The sequence below is a fragment of the Anabaena sp. WFMT genome (assembly GCF_051781005.1).
Lineage (GTDB): Bacteria > Cyanobacteriota > Cyanobacteriia > Cyanobacteriales > Nostocaceae > Anabaena.
This window is the reverse complement of sequence record NZ_JBPWOA010000053.1, coordinates 116,243-137,732: the sequence shown is the minus strand read 5'-3', so window position 1 is coordinate 137,732 and position 21,490 is coordinate 116,243. Positions and strand designations below refer to the sequence as shown.

Sequence of the window (21,490 nt, the reverse complement as noted above, 5' to 3'; positions counted from 1 at the left end):
TTTCATCCTCACAGCCATAAAAGGTCTAATAGTTGAAAAAATTTTTTCCTTTTCCCTCACAATAGGCAAGATATCTACTGCCAACTACTTCATCCTTTACACTTCATCCTTCTTTAGTCAAGTCCTAGTTATCAAAAGTTCTTAAGCAGCAGCGAAGTAGAAATTTTTTAAATATATAGAAGTGTTAAAGCGGATAACAATTATCGGGCTATGGCTATCAAGCAGCGGATAGATGTGGTAAATTTATTCTTCCGCTAGACAGAAGTGCAGAATAATTTGAGAGATTTGGCCTGATACTAATAAACATGGCGAAAAATCCATATCGCTTTTTGTCTCATCTCTATCAAGAAAACCGTGGATTTAACTCATTCACTCAAAACTGCTCGTCTCAATTATATGAATTTTTATAAAAGCCTTGACCCAAAACTCATGACAGTATAAAGCCAGAGAAAAATCTACACTGCTTTTTCTCTCCTCAAGTCCAGGGATTTAAAAAAAAACTTGAATTGCAAATTGAATTTTAAATTAAATAAATATTTTGCTATTATTAGTCCATGCTAGTATTTAATATAAAATTATGAATTAACAAAACCAGTACCAATCGCCGTATAAGTGCGACTACTACCGCTTTGTTTATTCATAGTGTAGAGATAAGAAAATTCATATCTCTACTAGCAGGACAATAGGGTGTATGTCCGCAAGACCGTAAGCCAATACAATGCTGTCCTCAGCTTGAGATGATGAGTAGGGATGACCTTACAACTCAATGGCAAGAAAGGCAAGCACTAAAAGTGAAAAACCTGCCATTTATTGTATCTACGACTTTTTTGGAGTAGAACTAACCTGATTTGTAAAGGTGGCTTAAAATTACACCGCTACAGTAGCGCCAAAAATAAAATACTTTTATTTCTCATGGCGAATGATGGTTAAAAGTGCCGTAAAATCACCTAAATAAATGTCTGTGACAACCCTAACCTCTAATTTAAGGTGCTAAACCATTTATAGAGGTACTTGGGCTGCTCATATCAGCAGGAATTCACCCTCACCCACCAGTATTGAGTAGCTCTGTGTAGAGGCTAAAAAGCTAACTACTGTGTTCAGACTACATTGATGATCAGCTAGAGATTAAGGAAATTTTGAGCATAATGACTGAAACTGCAACCGCACCATTAACCGGAAAAGCACTGCTGGCTAAAGTAAAAGAGCTTTCTAATTTACCACGCCGAGAAAGAGCGAAGCAGTGCGGCTATTACACCGTTACTAAGAATAATCAGGTTCGTGTTAATCTCACCGATTTTTATGATGCTTTGTTGTCAGCTAGAGGTATTCCTCTCAGCCCAGAAGCACCTAAAGATGGACGTGGGCGCGAACCGACATACCGTGTTAGTGTTCACCAAAATCGTCAAATTGTGATTGGTGCTACTTACACCAAAGCAATGGGCTTAAAGCCTGGTGATGAGTTTGAAATTAGGTTGGGTTACAAGCATATTCACTTGATTCAGTTAGGCGAAAGTGATAAAAAATTAACCCCGCAGGATGTAGACTCTGATGAAGCAGAGTTGGAAGATGAAGAGGAATAAACTTTTCTGATAGTAGGGGGAAGTTTTAGGTAAATACTTGATAACTTGTCCCTACTGCTACAAATAAATAATATTTGTAGTTTAAGTATATATTCACACAACAAAATACAATTTGACCTTTTGCATGAGTCACAAATTCTAGTAGAGTCTTGAATAATAAGCAAGAACTTTATTTCTACTAGAAGTCTATCGTGATTTTTTTGCCTGTTCTTTTATCACTTTTAGAGCCATCAGTCAATATATTACTGGCGTTATTGAAAAATGCACCAGTAGTAGTTGTCGTGATGGCCTTTTTCATTGTTTGGGTAGGGTCTTGGTTGCCATTAGCAGCGATCGCAGCCATCATGCTCAAGTTGCAAATTAATAAACCTTTACAACCAGAGCAAAAAATACCTTTATTAGTCTCTCTCTACTTATTAGCGCCCTTAATTCTCTGGGGATTTAATTGGCTAGGACTTGGGTCTTTTGCTGATTATGGCTTGGTTGGGAACTTTTCTATTTTTGGTTCCTTACTGCTAGGTTTTGGACTGGGTGTATTGGGTCTTGTGATGGTGTTTACCTGCCAATTTTGGCTGGGTTGGTGCTATTTAGAAAAATCTCATCTCAAGTTAATACCATCTATTTTGTTACCAATTTCCTTGGTGGCTTTATTTGTTGGTGGAATAGAAGAGTTAATTTTTCGGGGTTTTTTGTTGACTCAGTTAGAAAAGGATTATGCAATTTGGGTAGCGGCGATTATCTCTAGCTTGATTTTTGCGTTACTACATTTAGTTTGGGAACAACGGGAAACTGCACCCCAACTCCCCGGATTGTGGCTGATGGGGATGGTTTTGGTAGTAGCTAGAGTTGCTGAGCACAATAATTTAGGGATAGCTTGGGGACTTCATGCGGGATGGGTATGGGCGATCGCTACCATAGATACAGCAGAACTAATTACCTACACTGGAAAAGTCTCAGAAGTGTTTACAGGTAAAAACAAAAAACCCCTAGCCGGCTTGACTGGGGTTCTTTGCGTTCTGGGAACAGGAGTAATGATCTGGTTATTTTCTCAGCCCGTTTGAAATTAGTGGTAATTCGTAATCATCATCCTGAATTACGAATTACGAATTACGAATTATTCCCTAACCGCCAAAACCGGGAATCAACCGTTTCAATGCACGACCTACAACATCACCATATCGCAATTCTCCACAGAGAATTTTACCCATGATTTGAGCGCCAGAGGGACGTTTAACACCGACTTTGTAGCCAATACCGGGGAAGCGATAGAACGCCCCTGCTAATTTTTGCGCCCAAGCCATGTCAGTTCCCCACTGTTCATTAATAGCCTCAGTGTAATTTGCTAAGGCGTTGATATCACCAGCGAGAGCTTCATTAATGAATTGTGCTGCTAGAACACCACTAAAAATTGAGGGACGAATACCTTCTGCGGTAAAGGGATCAACTACACAAGCTGCTTCACCAGCTAAAAGGGCATTTTGGGTATGTAGCTTTTGATTACCATCCCACAAACAGATGGGATGACCGTACTGCTTACTAGTTGTGACATCTACGTTAAAGGATTTGGCATACTCATTTAAAATTTTCTTAAAGTCTTGAGGTTCGCCACCAATAAATGTACCTACACCGATAGAATAACCATCAGCTTTGGGGAAGTTCCAAATATATCCATTTTTCAGCAAGCCAAACTCGAAGTGTGCCATGTTTTTGTTGACTACTTCAGCAGCAACTTCAGCTTCTAATGCACCTGCTAAACGGCGTTTACGGTCTTTAAAACCTAGCCATTTTGCCATTGGACCTTTTGCACCATCAGCAGCAATTAAGTAACGACCTGTGACGTGTCCATTAGCTGTGTTAACTTGCCAATGATCATTTTTAAATTCAATACCTTTGACTTCTGTATTGTCCTGGAGTTCAGCTCCTTGATTTTGGGCTTGTTGGACTAAGAAATGGTCAAAAATATCTCGTCGCACCATCCAGACTGGTTCTTTGATGCCGATTTTTGCTTCTACGGGATCTTCTAGTTTCCAGGTAAAACGCAGGGAATCTACTTTGACGGAAATTGCGGGACTAAAGTCAAAGTCGAACCATTGAGCGATCGCTGGTGACACACCACCACCACAAGGCTTATATCTAGGTAGGGATTCTTTCTCTAAAACTAATACTGAGCGTCCCCGCTTGGCTAAATGATATGCTGCTGTTCCACCTGCTGGACCAGCACCGACAATGATGCAGTCGTACATAATTACTGAATTTTTGCTTTTTATTTTAATTAGTTGACTTTCCAGTATATATAAGGGTTTTGGATTTTTGGTAAATTTTTAGTGAATAATAATTTATCACCGCATCCTTCATAATATTTTCAGGATGATTACGAGTTGACAAAAGTAGCTCTATTTTAAAGCGAGCGATCGCGTAGCCTCCTCCAGGCATTTGCATTTAGAAAAACTATAATCTAAGTAGGGCTTGCTGATAGCGTAGCGTGGCGTAAGCCATAAAAGTCTTTCCGTGAGGGCTAGGAGTCAGAAGTCAGGAGTCAGGAGTCAGGAGGAGAAAAAGAGAATTTTTGAGAATCCTTCAAAACCTGAAAAACTGTTTGACTTTTGCTGGTATCATCCCTTATTCCTTGCACCTTATTCAACTTTTTTACCCCTGAATCTCTTGATTTATCTAGGTTTTACATTTATATGCCTAACGGCACGCTCCGCGAACAGTAAGCCCTATGTAAAAGCTATGGAAACAGCCATGTCTTTGTTAAAGACCCATTCCCCAACCCCATATGAAACTGACTACTTGCAATGGATAGAAACAACTGTAGCAAAATTGCAAAGTCAGGACTACGCAAATGTAGACTGGGCTAACCTCATTGAAGAAATTGGCGACATGGGAAGGAGTGAGTGCAAAAGTCTTAAAAGTAATCTGATTGTCATTCTACTGCATTTACTCAAATGGCAGTTTCCGCCTGAGAAGAGAAGCGGTAGTTGGGAAGGAAGTATTATTGAACATCGGAGACGTGTTCAAGAATCTCTCCAGGATTCTCCTAGTCTCAAACCCTATCTGGAGAGCATTTTTTCAGAATGTTATACACAAGCAGTTAAGCAAGCAAAAGCTGAAACGGGTTTACCAGTGGAGTCTTTTCCTGTGATATGTCCATATCATTTAGCAGAAGTAACAGAGGATGATTTTTTACCGGCATAAAACAGGGAAAAGGCAGGGAGGAGATTAAGCTATAAGTAGGTAGGCAAAATAAAACCAAACTCTGTAAAGAAAAGTAAACAAGGCTAAAACCCTTTTTCCCCCCTGCTCCCGTATGGCTAACGCCACGCTACGCTATCGGCTACGCGGTAGTTGAGCAGTTCGGCAAGCTCACTGTAAGACTTGTCGAAACTCACGGCAAGCCTGCTCTCTGCCCCCTGCCTTATCCCCTACGGTGTACACACAAGTCTTAAAATTCCTACTAGTGCTTGGTTTCGTCATCTAGCTTGAGGTTTTGCGATCGCTCTGGAAGCCTGTCATTGCGTTCGCGTTAGCGTCTCGTAGAGAGGAGGAACGACGGAGCAATCGCAAAAACCACGGGATTATGTGATTACTTCGCTCCGCTCGTAATGACAATTTAAGGGGTCTATAACGCCTAAAACCCTTGCAGATAGTACTTGTGTGTACACCGTAGGCCTTATCCCAAGGACAATTTTTAACGCCAACCTACTTAAATCATGAGTTCCCCCCACCTACAAATTTAGGGAACACCAAAAAATAAATTACCCAACAATCATGGGGTGACTAAAGCCCTTGCGGGCATGGCTACGCTTAGAGGACGGTAGTCCGTAACCCACCATAAATTTAGCTGATAATTGTGGGTTATTCGGTACTCAGTACTCAATACTCGGTATTCGGTACTCAGCACTGCTTAGACTGTTGTGATGTCTTTTTCTTTTTCTGACAGCAATTCATCTATTTTTGCTGTGTACTTGTTGGTCAGTTTTTGCAGTTTGTCTTGCTGATCTCGTGATTCGTCTTCGGAAACTTCCGCAGCTTTTTCCTGTTTACGAATTGAGTCAAGAGCATCACGACGGATATTGCGAATACCAACTCGACCTTCTTCAGCATACTTAGCAGCCATTTTGACAAATTCTTTCCGGCGATCGCTTGTCAAAGGCGGAATATTCAGCCGAATAACAGAACCGTCATTACTGGGAGTTATTCCTATATCTGACAAAGAAATTGCCTTTTCAACTATGTTTAGGCTGCCCTTATCATAAGGTTGAATCAGAATTGTTGAGGCATCAGGTGTGCTAATGTTTGCTAAAGATTTCAGCCCTGTAGGTGTACCGTAATATTCCACCTGTACTTTATCTAATAGGCTGGCATTAGCGCGACCTGTGCGAATGGTATTAAAAGCTCGTTGAGTCGCCTCAACGGTATGTTGCATTTTACTTTCGGCTTCATCTAATTTCACAAGAACCTCCCACAAGGGTACCAATAGATTCTCCCATTACTGCTCGGTGGATGTTGCCTCGCACCGTCAAGTCAAATACCAGAATGGGAATATTATTTTCTTTACACAAGGCAATTGCGGTGCTATCCATGACTCGTAAATCGTTAGCCAAAACGTGGGTGTAGGTAAGGGTTGTGTAACGCTTGGCATCAGGATAAACTTCGGGATCAGCGTCGTAGATTCCGTCTACTTTGGTGGCTTTAAAAATCACTTCTGCGTCAATTTCTGCTGCTCTTAAGGCGGCAGTTGTATCTGTGGTAAAGAAGGGATTTCCCGAACCTGCACCAAAAATTACCACCCGCCCTTTTTCGAGATGACGGATGGCGCGACGACGAATATAAGGTTCGGCTACTTCTTGCATAGCGATCGCAGTTTGTACCCGCGTTTGTACCCCTATTCGTTCTAGTGAATCTTGCAGCGTCATGGCATTCATTACCGTGGCAATCATCCCAATGTAGTCGCCGGTTGCCCTGTCCATCCCCGCCGATGCCGCTTTCACCCCTCGAAAAATATTGCCGCCGCCAACGACAATAGCGACTTGAACGCCAGTGGCTACCACCTCTCCTAACTGTTCGGCTATTTCCTTGACTACTTCTGGATCAATGCCATAGCCCATGTTGCCCATCAAAGCTTCACCGCTCAGTTTAAGTAAAACCCGTCGGTAATTCGTTCCCATGAAGTTACACTTTATCAAATAAGTTGCAATTGCCTCCAATTTAAGATAGCAGTACAATGCGCTATCTGTGTCTATTAGGTCTATTTACGCCATACTAATGGTGTCCCCACCTGTTGTGTTTGTGCTGGCTGGATTGCTTGACCTGCAAATAAGCAAGCGATCGCATTTCTCAAATAATCCACTCCTGAAGCTAGTGGCTCTTGCGGGTGATCATCAATTTGACCTTTGTAGCGCAAAATCCCATCACTATCTATTAAAAAAGCCGTTGGTGTGCTAACTGCCCCAAAGCTCTGAGTTACATCTTGAGTTGAGTCCCATAGATAGGGGAAATTTAACTCATGATGGAGGGCAAATGCTTTCATCCTCTCAAAGTTGGATACAGCGTCAAGTTCTTCCCCACTACTAACATCATTGTTACCATCACCACAATTTAATCCAATCAGTGTGAAGCCCCTAGGGGAAAATTCCGATTGAATAGTTTTTAGTCTGCTTATATACAAATCCACATAATTACAGTGGTTACAAATGGAAATAACACAGACTGAGCGCAAATTTTCTAAGTAACGACTGAGATGGTGTACATGATCATCAATTCCTGGCAACTCAAAATCTGGAGCGTAACTTCCGATAGGAGTATCAATTGTTTCTAGTATATTCATCTTCTTTCGCCCGAAGGAACTAGGAACAAAAACTTTTTCAAAATAAGCGTTAGTTTCCAGGTGTAAAACTACGCCTTAGCATTTGTTTTATATCCAATTAATTTTATATACTAATTGAGTTGGCGTAAATTGTAAAACTACTTGATCTCTTACTGGTGCTACTCTAATCATCCAAAACCATAATATTTCGGTAAATTCTCTTTAAAAATACTGTAAAGCGCCACCTATTTGTTTAGCTCAAACTTGCCATACCAAATTTAAACTACAAACGACTAAAATCTGGACTTTATGTCATACTGCATCCCTGACGGAAGCATTACCATGAGTAACGTAGTGCAGCGTGCTTAGTATCTTGAAGATTTTTCACTATCTCTTTCAAAAATTCTCTGCGTTTGCGTAGTGTGCTATAAGCAAACGTTCAAAACCACCTTATAAAACCTTTACCTAGTATATACATCAACATAAAAATCATTCTTAAATAATTTAGACAAATTTAAACTCTTATTAATTTCAAATCCAACAATCAACTCATGACAAATTCTACAAACACATTTACAGCAACTCAAACCTGGCTTTGGCAAAACTTCCCCATTTGTTACCAAACCCAAGGAACTAGTGGTCCTGCGGTTATTCTGGTGCATGGCTTTGGTGCATCATGGGGACACTGGCGCAAAAATATACCAGTTTTAGCTAAAAATTGTCGAGTGTATGCCATTGATTTGATCGGCTTTGGTGCTTCTGCTAAACCTCAACCAGGAGAAAAAATCACATATACACTAGAAACCTGGGGACAGCAATTAGCAGACTTTTGTAGCGAAGTAGTAGGTGAACCAGCTTTTTTAGTCGGTAATTCAATTGGTTGTATTGTAGCTATGCAAGCGGCAGTAATTAGACCGGATATGGTTTTAGGAACGGCGTTAATTAACTGTTCTTTGCGATTATTACATGATCGCAAAAGGCTAAATTTACCTTGGACAAAACGCATTGGTGCGCCGATTCTGCAACGCTTTTTATCTATTCAAGCAGTGGGTGACTTCTTTTTTAGCCAATTAGCTAAACCGAAAACAGTAAAAAAGATTCTCTTACAAGCCTATGCTAATGGGGAAACAGTGACAGATGAATTAGTAGAAATTCTGATGACACCGGCAAAAGATTCTGGCGCTGCTGCTGTATTCTTGGCTTTTACTGCTTATTCTAGTGGACCATTACCAGAAGACCTCTTAGCAGTATTACCTTGTCCAGCAATTATTTTGTGGGGAACAGCAGACCCTTGGGAACCAATTGAATTAGGTAGAGAATTAGCAAATTTCCCGCAAGTACAAAAATTTATTCCTTTAGAGGGAGTGGGACATTGCCCTCAAGATGAAGCACCTGAGTTGGTTAATCCGATTTTACAAGATTGGATTGTAAAAAAGGGTGTAGGGAGCAGGGAATGAAATTTCCCCCATCCTCCACACTCACCCTTCACAGATCGCAAAGCTATTTACTTTGCTTACCAGCCATAACCGTGGTAGTGATGAGGTCTCCGACCATGTCCGTAGTGATGTCTACCGTAGCCACCACCCCTGTGAGGTCTGCCGTAGCCACCCCAGCCATATCCGTAGCCTGGACTAACGTAGAGATATCCCCCTGTTAAAACTTCCTGTTCATCGTTAGATAATTCCGTCAACAACTCAGATGAGATAACTTTATCTGACATAGTTGTTTACCTCCGTCTTTGTATAGAACACACACCAAAAAAAAATCAGTGTGTAATGTCCAATTTATAAACATGATAAACAGAGATTAAATTCTCCTAGAGAAATAAATTAATATGTTTAATTTATTCCTTTTGGTTACTACCAAATTTAGAGTTAGCTTAAATTATAGTTATTTGGGGAAATAAGCATTCATAGCAAATATTCCTCAAATTGGTATTACTTTTTAGTTTCTGGGATTTTAATTAAATCTTTGAAAAAAGTAGAGGAGAATGACTCAATTTCATCCAACAAAACTTATTGATATTTGAAGAAGTTATATGAGTCTTATCCTCTACTTACTAAATTAAAGAGTTTAAAAATAGGGGATTACCTGACTTTATAGACTATGCCAATTTAAACAAAAATACCCCCATGCCCCCTCTGTCAGCAGGACTACCTTCGCGTCCATTAGGAATAAGTTGTCAACATCTCACTCCACCTTGTTGTCCATAATCTTGTTGGCCATAATTAGGACGGACATAAGTAGTAGGACGGCCATAAGTAGTAGGACGGCCATAAGTAGGACGGCCATAAGTAGGACGGACATAAGCAGGACGGCAGTAATAGCAAAGAAATGGCTGTTGTCCTCCAGGTTGTTGTCCTCCAGGCTGTTGTTGCCCTCCAGAGAGAAGTTGCTGTTCTTCACTGGATAAGTTTACAAGTAGATCAGATGTAATGTTTTGATGTGACATGATTATTAGCCTCATTTATTTGCATAGGTTTTAAAAACCTATTGTTTTATTTGTAATAAAATTATGTATAATTTAAATTATACTCTAGTTAGAAATAAGATATATGTTTGTATTTCTTTTGGTTTATAAAAAGCGTTTTAAATAATCTTTAAAAATGCAATCTTTAAAAAATATTTTTATTTATATTAAAAATAGACAGGAAATATTTTGTTAAGATATTATCTATACTTAGTTTTAAACATTATCTAAAATAAATAGCATCCATTCCGGCAAAATACCTTTATGGATGCAAAAATAGATATAGATTTGAGCTATTTAGTTCAAATTGTCTGTATCAATCTATCAAAAAAATGCTTTTAGAGCAAGCAAAAAAGAACAAATTTTCAGGTAATGATGTATTAACAAGAACGGTAATTCATTGGTTTGGAAGACATGGGTTGAGAAGATATGGGTTGAGAAGACATGGGTTGGTAATACATTGGTTTTTTGTAGTCATAAGATTCATCATTGGGTTTGTATTTCTCCCAATTATAATTATCGTCTCCTTTATCTTTATCTCCACAACAACTACGACGGCATCCACCGGATACAAGTTGCTGTTTTTCTGGGGATAATTCCACAAGTAAATCGGATTGAATGATTGGACTTGACATAACAATTAGCCTCACTTACTAATGCAGGAATTACATACCTACACATCTATTTATAAATAGCTTTTGATAATATTTAATTAACCTAGAGAAATAAATTAAAAATGATAAATTCTTACTTTTGACTTGGCATAAAAAATATGGAGGCACAATAATTATGTCTCCAAAAATATCTATTTATCATTACTTGTTACTAATCAGGAAAATATATTACTCAACAAATTTATCAAATAATTATTCCCTGGATTACTATCTTGATTAAATACTGGCAAAGCGAATTTAAAAGAAGTATTTAATGTGATTTGCGATAATTTATATTTAGTATTTTCCGAACTAGAATCACCTGTCGCGAGAGTTAAATCACTATTACCTTCGGTTTCGATATCAGTTATTTGGAAGAATAAATTAACCTCACTTAAAATAGGAGATATTTGCCCTCCGACTAGAGATTCCTGTTCTACATCAGAAAGATATCTAAATAATTGAGGACGATTAAATTGAGTAGTTGTAGACATATTATTACTCCTCACATAAATAAGATGGTTATATAGTTAAAAACTGCAAATGTTCTCCTGGTTGAGAAAGAAAACTTTCTAAGCTACCTTCGAGTTTGATTTGACCTTTATCTATGAGTACGATCCAATCAGCGCGATTGATGACACTGGGACGATGGGTAATTAAAATTGTGGTTTTGTCTCTTCTATATTCCAAGAGACGATCTAGGACATGAGCTTCACTGATGGGGTCAAGTCCTGCGGTGGCTTCATCTAAAATCAGTATAGGTGGATTTGTGAGAATTCCACGAGCGATCGCTAATCTTTGTCGTTGTCCCCCTGAAAGATTGGCTCCAAACTCCCCTAACACAGTTTGATACTTATTCGGTAATTGACTGATAAACCCATCTGCATCAGCGATATCACAGGCTTGAACAATTTGCTCAAAGGAAATAGAAGGCGTTCCTAAGCGGAAGTTTTCCAAAATTGAACGACTCCAAAAATGAGGTTCTTGAGGTACATAAACTACTTGCTGTCGCAAACAATCTAGAGCAATATCTTGGACATTCAAAAAGCCGATGCGAATATTACCAGAATCTGGTTGATATAAGCCACCTAATAATTTAGCGAAAGTGCTTTTACCACAGCCTGATTTACCAATTAAAGCAATTACTTTTCCTCCTGGGAGCTTAATTGAAAAATCATTTAATAAGTCAACTCTTCCGGGATGATGAAATTTGAGATGGGAACAACGAATATCTGCATCACCGGCAATTTGTGCAACTGGCTTTTGGCTTCCTCCGACTACTTCTGGTGTAGCATCAATAACTTCTAACAAACGGGAAACTGCGGTTTGAGAACGAAAATATTCATCGACAAAACCAACTAATGAGTTAATTAACGCTAAAACATTTACTTGTAAAGCGTTAAATGCTAACATTTGACCGATACTTAAATCGCCTTTAATTACTAAAAGACTCCCTAGTCCTAGTAAGAAGACAGTACCAATTGTAGATAGAAGTTTAGCAATAGTACCGTTGATAATTCCTAATTGAACTGTGCTGAAGGCAAGATTAGCAAGACGACCAAAACGACTTTGAAATTCATCCCAAAATTGAGGAGCAGCATTTGTTGTTTTGATTACCTGTGCGCCTTTAAAGGTTTCTACTAAAACACCTTGATTTTCTGCTCCTAAAACCAAGAGACTACGGGTTTTCTGTTGAAGAAGGGGTAAAAAAGGTAGGGTAGATAATGTCATTAAGACAGCCACTAATATGACTGCTGCTGTTAATTGCCAGCTATAAAATAACATTAAGCAAAAAGAAATTACAGCAATAAAAAACTGGCTAGGTAAAACAATAACAATCTGTGACACTAATTGGTTGATTTCATTAATATCACGTAGTCGGCTAGTGATTTCACCACTCCGACGAGATTCATAATAACTTAAGGGTAATTGGAGAAGTTTACGCCCAAATTCTAGGACTAAACCTAATTGTAATCTTTGCCCAAAATGAGAAATCATTAAGGATTGAAATACTTGCAAACCTCCACTAAATAAACTCATGACGACAACTGCTGAGACGACAACCGTCAGTAACTGCACATCTCCACGAACTAAAACATCATCTGTGAGCAATTGAATCAAAACAGGACTTCCCAGTGCTAGTACACCCAGGACGATATTGATCATTAATACCTGAGTTAGCAAACCACGATAGGGTAAAATGCGGCGAAAAAAGCGACTGAGACCACCTTTTGATTCTTCTTTCGGCAGATCAAAAAAGCGATCTGGATCTGGCTCTAGTAAGAGCATGACTCCATTCCAAGCATTTGCTAATTCTTGTCGGCTAACATAACGGAGTCCCACTGCTGGATCGGCAATGACGTATTTTTTGCCCCGTTTGCCGTATAAAACTACCCAGTGGTAGCCTTGCCAATGAATAATTGCAGGTAGTGTAATTTCTGTGATTCTGTCTATAATCTCTGGGGAAGCTTTGACTGCTCTAGCATTCAAACCGAGATTTTCCGAGCCACGTTTTAAACCGAGTAAGGTTGTGCCTAATTGTCCAGTACCGACTGCTTCCCGACTTTTAATCATGCTGAGGAAGCGTCCATAATGCTTGGAAACAGAAACGAGACAAGCGGCTCCACAGTCTTCTTCACTTAGCTGTAAAGTACACTGGTAATTTTTATGAGATTTGAAGATATCTAACATGGATGCCAGACCTATGAGAGAACAAGGTCAGTAGGTTGGGGAGCCATTACTGGAATGACTTGTGACATTAGGAAACCCAATATTGAAATTTCAAATTAATACAATTGTTGAAAATGTTGGGTTGTGCTGTCGCTTAACCCAAGCTACGGTTTTGGAGGATGTTCGGAAATGTATTGAATTATAAATTGGTGATTAGTTTGCCTTTTCTGAGGATAAATTGCATGACGGTTTCTTGACGGGAAATAATATCAGCGCGGCCTTCCATGCCAGATTTGAGATGACATAAGCGATCGCTCTGACCGAGATATAGGGTTTCTGGTTCGATATTGACTTCGTAAGTAGCTACTTGGGGTATACCAGCAATGGGATTATTTGGTGTAGCTGTTACAGCATCGGCTGCGACTGTTTTCACTGTCCCTTTGAGAGTTCCATAGTCTGGATAGGGACAAGCTGAAACCTGCATCTGGACAGCTTGACCTACTTCCACTTTGTCGATATCTTTAGCCGAAATATGAGCTTTGATGATTAAAGGAGCATCCAGGGGAGCAATTTGAGCCAGAGCTTCACTTATTTGCACTCCCTGTCCAGGGTTGCGGAGTTTGAGTTGCATGAGTGTGCCGGTAATTGGTGAGCGAATCACACTTTTTTTCAACTCATTTTCTAGTTGTAGTAGTTCTTGACGACTACGAATCAGTTGCTTTTGCAGTTCTAGACGCTGCTGGAATAATGTTTCTCGTTCTTTTTGTAAAGCTGCTAAAGTGCCTTTACCTCTGGCCTGTTCTTGCTTAATTCGTTCCGATGCTACGGTTACAGCGGCATCACTGGGGTTGAGGGAGATTTTAGCCTTTTCTAAGTTAATTCGGGCTAATTTAAGAGCTTGCTCTTTTTCCTCTAGGAGATTTTTGGCATTAGCTTTAGATTCTGCTAATTTAGCTTGAGCAGATTTAACAGCTTGTTGTTTCTCTTCCACTAGATTGCGAGAGACTGCTCCTGATGCAGCTATGCTCTGCAAGCGATCGCGTTGTAATTTAGCCAGCTTTAAGGCCGCTTCTGCTTCTTGGACAGTTGCTGTTAATAATTTATCTCTTCTTAATCTTTCTAGTTGCTCTTGAGCCAACTCTAAACCAAATTCTGCCTGCGCCATTTCCGCATTAGCTTTAATTTGCTGATCCAAATAGTTGCGTTCAGTCCCACTTAACTCAGCTTGTGCGGCTATAATACTGCGGTTAATTAAATTGGTTTGAGCGGCGATTTGGGTATTAACTTGGCTGACTTGAGTATCAATTTGTATCTGTTGTAATTGATTTTGCTGAATACTATTTTGGAGTTGACTTTTTTGAGATTGAAGTTGGGAATCATCAATATAAGCGATCGCATCTCCCTGATTCACAACCTGATTTTCTTGAGCTTGAATTTCTCGTACAGTTCCAGTCATCGCAGACTCAACTAACCGTAATTCTCCTAAGGGTCTGATCGTTGCCGGAACCTTAACTGTGACATTGTAATTTAGGACAGATGTGAGACTCACAGCAATTACAAAGATAGCAATCATCACTCCCCCACCGATATTGATCCATTTACCAATATGGGGAAGAAACTCATGAGCTTCTAGTAAAGGCAGATCCTCTAGAGTCGGTTCATTTAACCGATACCAAGAATTGTTTTCTTCGTGCTGTAACGAGTTCACGGCATTGCACCTTATTTTAGGACTAAAATATTCTGTTCTCAGATTTAAATTGCAAATATTATGCAACAAAAAAGTAACTATCCCAGGTAATAAATCAGGTGAAATAAAAACCAGTGAATATCTATATTCAGATTATTCAGATTGTGAAAACTAATTTGATGAATCGTTTATAATTAAATGAAGGGGTGGAGAAAGTTATTCCAGAGCATTGGAAATCATCTTTCTCAAATCTTCAACGCATACCATGCGTTAAGAAAATGGAGGGGAACGCTCAAACTCTCTCAAAGTCCTCACTTACGTTGAGCGAGTTATTATTATCTCCTCTAACCCCTTTTTGTATCCAAAACAAGATAGGCTCAGTATTTAATCACGATTGAATCACGGCTTTTAGCCGGGGGACTATCTTCTCTGTCAGATGATGAATTGAATAGACATGATTTTAGCCTGAGTTCCATTTGCACAAATAAAGATTCCAGAGACTGATTCAATTATGCCGTCATCCCATTAGCATCCGGCCAGATGAATAGGGTTATGCATTCATTGAAGATGGCAGGAAAACTCTGGAATCTATGTTTGTTTTAGCTTCCCATCAAAATAAACTTCAACTAACTAATGCAAACTCGTTGCAAAGCTGATCAAATCATCATTTTTGCCTAATTGCACTCGTTAAATCCTGCTTTGAGATAGGGCAAATTATAGCCTTGGAAGCCTATATCTATAATGTCACTCCAGATTGAGCTAACTCTCCTATCTCTTCACCTACAGGCACAATTCCTCCACCTCCTTCAGTTGGTAGTACTGCTTGACCTAAAGGTCCGACACTAAGAGGAATCTCTCCACCCAAGCCTAAGAAATCTTGTGCCGCAGTTAGTATGGTATTAGCTCGACCTGCGGAGGTAGCAGTGCTACCTTGTGGACCTGAGGTACTTGTTCCCATTAAAGCTGATCCTTTGTTGCCGTAATTACTAGCAGCTAGTTCAAAATCAGCCCCACCAGTTACTATCTCTTGTTGTTCATCAGATAACGCCATCAGCAAATTGGATGCATTGATTTGAGTAGACATAATGATTCGCCTCACTTACGGAATTGGGTGTTTGACCACCTAACAACCCAACTATAAGCATTATTTCCTAATAATTCATAAACCTAAGGTTAGAAAGTCAAGGTTATAGTTTTACTTCTCAAAGTAGATATAAAATCTTTTAATTTTTACAGATATATGAATATTCTTAGAGTGGGTATTAACAATATTGGATGTTATTGAAGAGATTTGCCAACTTAAGATGTAAATTGACTTTTTTTGTTAACTCAAGCTCAGAATATATCGCAGAATATCTAATCTATGCAATTAGGGACTTCCAAAAAATAAATTATCCGGATTAACTAACCGCAGAGGCGCAGAGAACTCAGAGGAATGAGGGTTTGAGAGATTTTTTGCGTTAAGTGGTTGAGTGTTTTTTTATTTGGAAGTCCCTTAGCAAAGATATCTCGTTCCCTGTCTCTGACTGGGAATGCCATTACAGAGGCTCTGCCTCTGCCTTCTACAATTCATTCTCATACAGAGTAGGGGAACGAGAAATTTTATTAAAAATATGGATAATTCATTTTAATACTAGTAGCTTAATTAACATATAAGCTGAGGCTGCACTACCTAAAGGAACAGTTAAATTATCAATACCCAAAAATGAAAAAGCTTCCAAGGCTGTAGCTATGATTGCTACTGCTAAGGATATGACCCAAATTTGCCAGCTATTTCCTTGTGTTGCCAATAAAATAACAATAGTAATTAGTCCACTAACTACAGTCATTGTTAGGGAACCTTCCCAACTTTTTTGTGAGCCAAAGAGTATATATTTATGTTTACCAAATCTCTGCCCAATTAAAGCTGCTAGTCCGTCTCCCCAAGCCATAATCATAATTCCTAGTGCAGCATACTGAGGTTGCTCTAAATACCAGAAACAAGCAACTAAAATACCGATGCTGAGAGCATAAAAAAATGTTCCTAAACTTTGCCGACCAACGCTATTAATTCCCGGCAGAATTGGGAATATATAGGACAATAAAGTGATGGCACAGGCTAAAATTGCGGATGTAATCCCGATGATAGGGGGGATATTTAGCCACCAAGCAATCAAGATGACGTTACCAGTGCCAATATGAACTATTTTGCGGATAATTTCGGGTTCGCTATGAGGAAAACGACTGACTCCCCAAGCGGTGAGGATGACTAGTAAAACCCAAGCCGCAGGAGGTAAAATTTGCAGCCATAATGGGTAAATGGATTCTAAACTAAGTAATGTACTCAAGAATGATGCAACACATAAACTTTCATCTTTGATACTACTTTATTAGTTTTGGGATATGAAAATATTATTGATTTGGTTAATTAAAGGCTATCGCTTATTCATTTCACCGCTGTTTCCCCCCACTTGTCGTTTTCAACCAACTTGTTCGATGTATGCTATGGAAGCAATTGAACGCTATGGTGTACTCCGTGGTGGTTGGATGGGTATTTGGCGGATTTTGCGCTGTCATCCGTTTCATCCAGGTGGTTATGATCCTGTTCCAGAAATAAGGGAAAAGTCTTGCTGTCAACATGAGAAGTAATATCAGATATGTTTAATTACCAAAATTTCTATGCGACCTTATCACCAAATCCCAATTATTGAATGTGGTGAACCGTTGATCAAGATTCCCTTAGAACTGTTTGCACTGGAATCTCCCCATCCTTATGAAAAGTTAGGTGCTAGTTATGGGGAATATTCACCGTATTTTCTGCGCTGTAGTGTAATTGAAAGTTTGATCAAGGCGCAAAATTATTTACAATTGCTGCGTCCTCATTGGTCTATCCAGATATTTGATGCTTATCGTCCGGTGGCGGTGCAGCAGTTTATGGTAGATTACAGTTTTGCGGAAGCGTTGCAGGAGAGGGGATTGATTGAGGCAGATTTATCACTCCAGCAACGGGAAGAAGTTTGGGAAGCGGTTTATGAAATTTGGGCTGTACCCAGTTTAGATATGAATACTCCCCCTCCGCACAGTACGGGGGCTGCGGTAGATGTGACTCTGGTGGATGATGATGGGGTAGTTGTGGATATGGGTTCACCGATTGATGAGATGTCGGTGCGATCGCACCCTGATTATTATGCTAGTAGTAACCAACAGTATCATGCTCATCGTCAATTGCTACATGATGTGATGTTAAAAGCAGGGTTTCAACGTAATCCCAGAGAATGGTGGCATTTTTCTTTTGGTGATCAAATGTGGGCTTGGTTATGCAATCAATCAAATCCTGATCATTTTACATCCGCACGTTATGGGCGATTTGATCGAAATATGTGAAAATTGCGGCTACACCATAGATAGAAAAAAGGGATTAACAGAGTAATATTACGCAGTAACATTTCTTGACAAAAATGATATATATGTTTTTATTTGATTTTTGTGGTTGCGATGCCAATGTTTCAGATAGAAGCATTCCAGCATCCAGGCAAGCTATAATTCTCTTGCGGAGCAACGTTACAAAAATTTATGAGTAATCCCCTTGTGCAAGCCTTTTTTGTAGGCAGAGCAGTAGCTGAAGTCATTAATGAGCGTGTAGAAGTCGCCTTGACTGATGCTTTAAGTGAACTAGGCAAATTTGATGCTGAAGCTAGAGAGCAACTACGCCAATTTACAGATGAAGTTATAACACGAGCTAATCGAGCGGCGGAAACGGCTGGATCTGGTAGAACTCCAGGTACTACTCAAACTAATGCTGGTCCAGTTGACTTACAAGCAGAAATTGATGAATTAAGAGCCGAAATTGCCCTATTAAGAACTGAATTGCAAAAATATCGCACTAGTTCAAAATAAAGAGCAATACAGGGGGTAACTAACCAAGTTGCTATCTTGTTAGGGCTGATAATGGGTAATTGGTAATGGGCTGTTTCTAATTACTAATCAGGATTTCAGGATGAACAAGATTATTTTTTGATCATTCCTGAATCTGAGAATATTGTATCCCCTCCGGAAGCTTTAGCCATTCCCAATTACCAACTACCCTAAATCGGTTTTTCTATATCAAAAAAATTTTAGGAATCAAAGTGTCTCTTTTTACTGGTAATTCGGTGAATACCCGACGGTACACAAAAAATATGGACAAAGGTTATTCAGATCAGGCATACCGTTGGAATCGGGAAAATTATTCTAGCAAACGGCGCTTTGTAGATATTTGGTCTTTTGTATTGACGTTAATGTTTAAGCTTTGGCGCTATAACAAAGCTTGGAGTTACTCTGGAGGGATGACAGAGGAGAAGCAAAGCGCTAGACGTAAAGCCCAAGCTATCTGGATTCGTAATACGTTTTTAGAATTGGGGCCAACTTTTATTAAGGTTGGGCAATTGTTCTCTACCCGCGCTGATATTTTTCCTAGTGAATATGTTGAAGAACTTTCTAAGTTACAAGACAGAGTTCCAGCATTTAGCTATGAGCAAGTAGAAGCAATTATTGAGCAGGAATTAGGTAAAAAGATTCCTGAACTATTCCAGAGTTTTGAACCTGTTCCTTTAGCTGCTGCCAGTTTGGGACAAGTTCACAAGGCTATACTCTATTCTGGGGAATCGGTTGTAGTCAAGGTGCAACGTCCAGGACTCAAGAAGCTATTTGAAATTGATTTACAAATTCTTAAGGGTATTGCCCGCTATTTTCAAAATCATCCCAAATGGGGAAGGGGAAGAGATTGGATTGGAATTTATGAAGAATGTTGTCGCATTCTGTGGGAAGAAATTGATTATCTAAATGAAGGACGCAATGCTGATACTTTTCGCCGGAATTTTCGTGATTACGACTGGGTAAATGTGCCACGAGTTTATTGGCGTTATGCTACTTCTAGAGTAATTACTTTGGAGTATTTACCTGGGATTAAAATCAGCCAGTATGAGGCTTTGGAAGCTGCGGGTGTGGATCGGAAGGCGATCGCTCGTTATGGCGCTCAAGCTTACCTACATCAGCTACTAAATAATGGTTTCTTCCACGCTGATCCCCACCCTGGTAATCTCGCAGTTAGCCCAAATGGAGCTTTGATTTTCTACGATTTTGGGATGATGGGGACGATTAAATCCAATGTGCGAGAGGGTTTAATGCAAACCTTGTTTGGCATTGCTCAAAAAGATGGCGATCGCGTGGTTCAGTCTCTTGTTGATTTGGGTGCGATCGCTCCTGTCGATGACATGGGGCCTGTGCGGCGTTCAGTTCAGTATATGCTGGATAATTTCATGGATAAGCCCTTTGAAAACCAGTCAGTCGCCGCCATTAGTGAAGACCTTTATGAAATAGCTTACAATCAACCGTTTAGATTTCCAGCAACTTTTACCTTTGTGATGCGTGCCTTTTCCACCCTAGAGGGGGTAGGCAAGGGCTTAGATCCAGAATTTAATTTTATGGAAGTTGCCCAACCTTATGCAATGCAACTTATGACTGATAACAATGGTTTAGAGGGGAATAGTTTCTTGAATGAGTTAAGTCGTCAAGCAGTGCAAGTCAGCAGCACTGCATTCGGATTACCACGTAGACTAGAAGACACACTCGACAAAATCGAACGTGGGGATATTCGTCTGCGAGTTCGTTCCGTAGAAACAGAAAGACTCATACGCAGACAGAGTAACATTCAACTCGGAATGAGCTATGCTCTTATAATCAGTGGTTTCACAATTGCAGCCACAATTCTCTTGGTTGGCAAGTTTCTGTGGTTAGCAGTTTTCATTGGTTTAATTGCAGCAGCAATATCATTCTTGCTGATTCGTCTGCTTTTGCGCCTTGACCGTTATGATCAAAAGTATTAATTGTTGCTCGAAAATCTATGAAACTGAACTTCACGGGTTGTACCGATCCGGGACTTATTCGTGCTAATAATCAAGATGCTTACTATATAGACCCGGAAGGGCGATTTTTTATAGTTGCTGATGGTATGGGTGGTCATGCCGGAGGTGAAGAAGCAAGTCGCATTGCTACCCAAGAAATTCAGGCTTACTTGGGTGCGAATTGGCAATCTTCAGAATCTGCCCAAAAATTATTAGAACAAGCTTTATTAACAGCTAATAAAGCAATTTTGCAGGATCAACAAAATCATCCTGAACGTTCTGACATGGGGACAACAGCTGTAGTCGTGGTTTTTCCGGCACAAGAACAGCCTTTGTGCGCTCATATCGGAGATTCAAGACTATACCGGTTACGAGAATCCAAACTGGAGCAAATCACGGAAGATCATACTTGGATCGCCAGAGCTATCAAAATTGGTGATCTCTCGATTGAAGAAGCCCGATTGCATCCCTATCGTCATGTTTTGTCACGTTGTTTGGGACGTGAAGACTTTAATCATGTTGATATACAAACATTAGATATCAAAGTTGGCGATCGCTTGCTGTTATGTAGTGATGGACTCACAGAGGAACTGGTTGATCAAAAGATTTCCAGCCATCTCCAAGATACTCCTTGGTTAGATAAAGCCGCCTTTGCTCTAGTCGAAGCAGCAAAAGAGGAAGGTGGACACGACAATATCACCATCGTCCTTGTTGCTGTTGAGGAAAATTCTTAATTTATGACAGTGGATTGCAGGTAATA

At 39.7% G+C, this 21,490-nt stretch carries 21 protein-coding genes; 9 read left to right on the top strand and 12 right to left on the bottom strand.

Features of this window, described 5'->3' with window-relative positions; translation table 11 throughout:
• Positions 1-1,145 precede the first annotated feature (1,145 nt).
• Together ACSQ6I_RS26185 and ACSQ6I_RS26180 are read left to right on the top strand one after the other, a co-directional pair.
• Positions 1,146-1,580, top strand: coding sequence for an AbrB family transcriptional regulator (locus ACSQ6I_RS26185; protein ID WP_015212664.1), 435 nt, complete (start codon positions 1,146-1,148; stop codon positions 1,578-1,580).
• A gap of 191 nt (positions 1,581-1,771) precedes the next feature.
• Complete coding sequence (locus tag ACSQ6I_RS26180) at positions 1,772-2,641, top strand: lysostaphin resistance A-like protein (protein ID WP_438893156.1); 870 nt, start codon at positions 1,772-1,774, stop codon at positions 2,639-2,641.
• 60 nt (positions 2,642-2,701) lie between these two features.
• On the opposite strand, the gene ACSQ6I_RS26175 is transcribed toward ACSQ6I_RS26180, so the two are convergent.
• Positions 2,702-3,823: a geranylgeranyl reductase family protein gene (locus ACSQ6I_RS26175; protein ID WP_438893155.1), complete on the bottom strand. Its 1,122-nt coding sequence runs from the start codon at positions 3,821-3,823 to the stop codon at positions 2,702-2,704.
• A gap of 502 nt (positions 3,824-4,325) precedes the next feature.
• Between ACSQ6I_RS26175 and ACSQ6I_RS26170 the strand changes: the two genes are divergently transcribed.
• Entirely contained in the window at positions 4,326-4,778 is a 453-nt protein-coding gene (locus tag ACSQ6I_RS26170; protein WP_438893154.1) for a DUF29 domain-containing protein, read from the top strand.
• 709 nt (positions 4,779-5,487) lie between these two features.
• On the opposite strand, the gene frr is transcribed toward ACSQ6I_RS26170, so the two are convergent.
• The 3 genes from frr to ACSQ6I_RS26155 all read right to left on the bottom strand — a co-directional run bounded on the left by frr (position 5,488) and on the right by ACSQ6I_RS26155 (position 7,410).
• Positions 5,488-6,036 (bottom strand): ribosome recycling factor, encoded by a 549-nt coding sequence (frr, locus tag ACSQ6I_RS26165; protein ID WP_323312790.1) that lies wholly within the window; start codon positions 6,034-6,036, stop codon positions 5,488-5,490.
• Positions 6,023-6,751, bottom strand: a complete 729-nt coding sequence (pyrH, locus tag ACSQ6I_RS26160; protein ID WP_015212670.1) for a UMP kinase — start codon at positions 6,749-6,751, stop codon at positions 6,023-6,025. Before pyrH ends, frr begins: the two co-directional genes overlap by 14 nt.
• A gap of 80 nt (positions 6,752-6,831) precedes the next feature.
• On the bottom strand, positions 6,832-7,410 hold the full coding sequence (locus tag ACSQ6I_RS26155) for a thioredoxin family protein (protein ID WP_438893153.1): 579 nt from the start codon (positions 7,408-7,410) through the stop codon (positions 6,832-6,834).
• A gap of 530 nt (positions 7,411-7,940) precedes the next feature.
• On the opposite strand from ACSQ6I_RS26155, the gene ACSQ6I_RS26150 reads away from it, so the two are divergent.
• Positions 7,941-8,846 carry an alpha/beta fold hydrolase gene (locus ACSQ6I_RS26150; RefSeq protein ID WP_438893152.1) on the top strand — a complete coding sequence of 302 codons (906 nt, stop codon included), beginning with the start codon at positions 7,941-7,943 and terminating at the stop codon, positions 8,844-8,846.
• 56 nt (positions 8,847-8,902) lie between these two features.
• On the opposite strand, the gene ACSQ6I_RS26145 is transcribed toward ACSQ6I_RS26150, so the two are convergent.
• The 8 genes from ACSQ6I_RS26145 to ACSQ6I_RS26110 all read right to left on the bottom strand — a co-directional run bounded on the left by ACSQ6I_RS26145 (position 8,903) and on the right by ACSQ6I_RS26110 (position 17,196).
• Positions 8,903-9,109: a hypothetical protein gene (locus ACSQ6I_RS26145; RefSeq protein WP_438893151.1), complete on the bottom strand. Its 207-nt coding sequence runs from the start codon at positions 9,107-9,109 to the stop codon at positions 8,903-8,905.
• Between the two features lie 462 nt (positions 9,110-9,571).
• Positions 9,572-9,841, bottom strand: a complete 270-nt coding sequence (locus ACSQ6I_RS26140; protein ID WP_438893150.1) for a hypothetical protein — start codon at positions 9,839-9,841, stop codon at positions 9,572-9,574.
• A gap of 398 nt (positions 9,842-10,239) precedes the next feature.
• Positions 10,240-10,494, bottom strand: coding sequence for a hypothetical protein (locus tag ACSQ6I_RS26135; RefSeq protein ID WP_438893149.1), 255 nt, complete (start codon positions 10,492-10,494; stop codon positions 10,240-10,242).
• Between the two features lie 194 nt (positions 10,495-10,688).
• Positions 10,689-11,006, bottom strand: coding sequence for a hypothetical protein (locus ACSQ6I_RS26130; RefSeq protein ID WP_438893148.1), 318 nt, complete (start codon positions 11,004-11,006; stop codon positions 10,689-10,691).
• A 28-nt stretch (positions 11,007-11,034) separates the two neighbouring features.
• Positions 11,035-13,203, bottom strand: coding sequence for a peptidase domain-containing ABC transporter (locus tag ACSQ6I_RS26125; protein ID WP_438893147.1), 2,169 nt, complete (start codon positions 13,201-13,203; stop codon positions 11,035-11,037).
• Between the two features lie 178 nt (positions 13,204-13,381).
• Positions 13,382-14,890, bottom strand: coding sequence for an HlyD family efflux transporter periplasmic adaptor subunit (locus ACSQ6I_RS26120; protein WP_438893146.1), 1,509 nt, complete (start codon positions 14,888-14,890; stop codon positions 13,382-13,384).
• Positions 14,891-15,605: 715 nt separating this feature from the next.
• A complete protein-coding gene (locus ACSQ6I_RS26115; protein ID WP_438893145.1) occupies positions 15,606-15,953 on the bottom strand; it encodes a CTB family bacteriocin in 348 nt (115 codons plus the stop codon).
• 538 nt (positions 15,954-16,491) lie between these two features.
• Complete coding sequence (locus ACSQ6I_RS26110) at positions 16,492-17,196, bottom strand: diacylglycerol/polyprenol kinase family protein (RefSeq protein WP_438893144.1); 705 nt, start codon at positions 17,194-17,196, stop codon at positions 16,492-16,494.
• Positions 17,197-17,251: 55 nt separating this feature from the next.
• Between ACSQ6I_RS26110 and yidD the strand changes: the two genes are divergently transcribed.
• From yidD to ACSQ6I_RS26085, 5 genes are all read left to right on the top strand, one after another.
• Positions 17,252-17,497 (top strand): membrane protein insertion efficiency factor YidD, encoded by a 246-nt coding sequence (yidD, locus tag ACSQ6I_RS26105; protein ID WP_438893143.1) that lies wholly within the window; start codon positions 17,252-17,254, stop codon positions 17,495-17,497.
• Between the two features lie 30 nt (positions 17,498-17,527).
• Positions 17,528-18,232 carry a M15 family metallopeptidase gene (locus ACSQ6I_RS26100; RefSeq protein ID WP_438893142.1) on the top strand — a complete coding sequence of 235 codons (705 nt, stop codon included), beginning with the start codon at positions 17,528-17,530 and terminating at the stop codon, positions 18,230-18,232.
• Between the two features lie 189 nt (positions 18,233-18,421).
• The gene (locus ACSQ6I_RS26095; RefSeq protein ID WP_438893141.1) at positions 18,422-18,745 is read left to right on the top strand and encodes a DUF6825 family protein; all 324 of its coding nucleotides are present in this window, start codon (positions 18,422-18,424) and stop codon (positions 18,743-18,745) included.
• 281 nt (positions 18,746-19,026) lie between these two features.
• The gene (locus ACSQ6I_RS26090) at positions 19,027-20,712 is read left to right on the top strand and encodes an ABC1 kinase family protein (RefSeq protein WP_438893140.1); all 1,686 of its coding nucleotides are present in this window, start codon (positions 19,027-19,029) and stop codon (positions 20,710-20,712) included.
• A 17-nt stretch (positions 20,713-20,729) separates the two neighbouring features.
• Positions 20,730-21,464, top strand: coding sequence for a Stp1/IreP family PP2C-type Ser/Thr phosphatase (locus tag ACSQ6I_RS26085; protein WP_438893139.1), 735 nt, complete (start codon positions 20,730-20,732; stop codon positions 21,462-21,464).
• Positions 21,465-21,490 lie beyond the last annotated feature (26 nt).

Excerpts from the sequence above, each read along its gene's own strand:
- ACSQ6I_RS26185 (WP_015212664.1), top strand. The coding sequence starts at position 1,146 with ATGACTGAAACTGCAACCGCACCATTAACCGGAAAAGCACTGCTGGCT.
- ACSQ6I_RS26090 (WP_438893140.1), top strand. The coding sequence starts at position 19,027 with ATGGACAAAGGTTATTCAGATCAGGCATACCGTTGGAATCGGGAAAAT.
- ACSQ6I_RS26150 (WP_438893152.1), top strand. The coding sequence starts at position 7,941 with ATGACAAATTCTACAAACACATTTACAGCAACTCAAACCTGGCTTTGG.
- yidD (WP_438893143.1), top strand. The coding sequence starts at position 17,252 with ATGAAAATATTATTGATTTGGTTAATTAAAGGCTATCGCTTATTCATT.
- ACSQ6I_RS26170 (WP_438893154.1), top strand. The coding sequence starts at position 4,326 with ATGTCTTTGTTAAAGACCCATTCCCCAACCCCATATGAAACTGACTAC.
- ACSQ6I_RS26155 (WP_438893153.1), bottom strand. The coding sequence starts at position 7,410 with ATGAATATACTAGAAACAATTGATACTCCTATCGGAAGTTACGCTCCA.
- ACSQ6I_RS26085 (WP_438893139.1), top strand. The coding sequence starts at position 20,730 with ATGAAACTGAACTTCACGGGTTGTACCGATCCGGGACTTATTCGTGCT.
- ACSQ6I_RS26130 (WP_438893148.1), bottom strand. The coding sequence starts at position 11,006 with ATGTCTACAACTACTCAATTTAATCGTCCTCAATTATTTAGATATCTT.
- pyrH (WP_015212670.1), bottom strand. The coding sequence starts at position 6,751 with ATGGGAACGAATTACCGACGGGTTTTACTTAAACTGAGCGGTGAAGCT.
- ACSQ6I_RS26140 (WP_438893150.1), bottom strand. The coding sequence starts at position 9,841 with ATGTCACATCAAAACATTACATCTGATCTACTTGTAAACTTATCCAGT.
- ACSQ6I_RS26095 (WP_438893141.1), top strand. The coding sequence starts at position 18,422 with ATGAGTAATCCCCTTGTGCAAGCCTTTTTTGTAGGCAGAGCAGTAGCT.
- ACSQ6I_RS26100 (WP_438893142.1), top strand. The coding sequence starts at position 17,528 with ATGCGACCTTATCACCAAATCCCAATTATTGAATGTGGTGAACCGTTG.
- ACSQ6I_RS26115 (WP_438893145.1), bottom strand. The coding sequence starts at position 15,953 with ATGTCTACTCAAATCAATGCATCCAATTTGCTGATGGCGTTATCTGAT.
- ACSQ6I_RS26175 (WP_438893155.1), bottom strand. The coding sequence starts at position 3,823 with ATGTACGACTGCATCATTGTCGGTGCTGGTCCAGCAGGTGGAACAGCA.
- ACSQ6I_RS26135 (WP_438893149.1), bottom strand. The coding sequence starts at position 10,494 with ATGTCAAGTCCAATCATTCAATCCGATTTACTTGTGGAATTATCCCCA.
- ACSQ6I_RS26125 (WP_438893147.1), bottom strand. The coding sequence starts at position 13,203 with ATGTTAGATATCTTCAAATCTCATAAAAATTACCAGTGTACTTTACAG.
- ACSQ6I_RS26145 (WP_438893151.1), bottom strand. The coding sequence starts at position 9,109 with ATGTCAGATAAAGTTATCTCATCTGAGTTGTTGACGGAATTATCTAAC.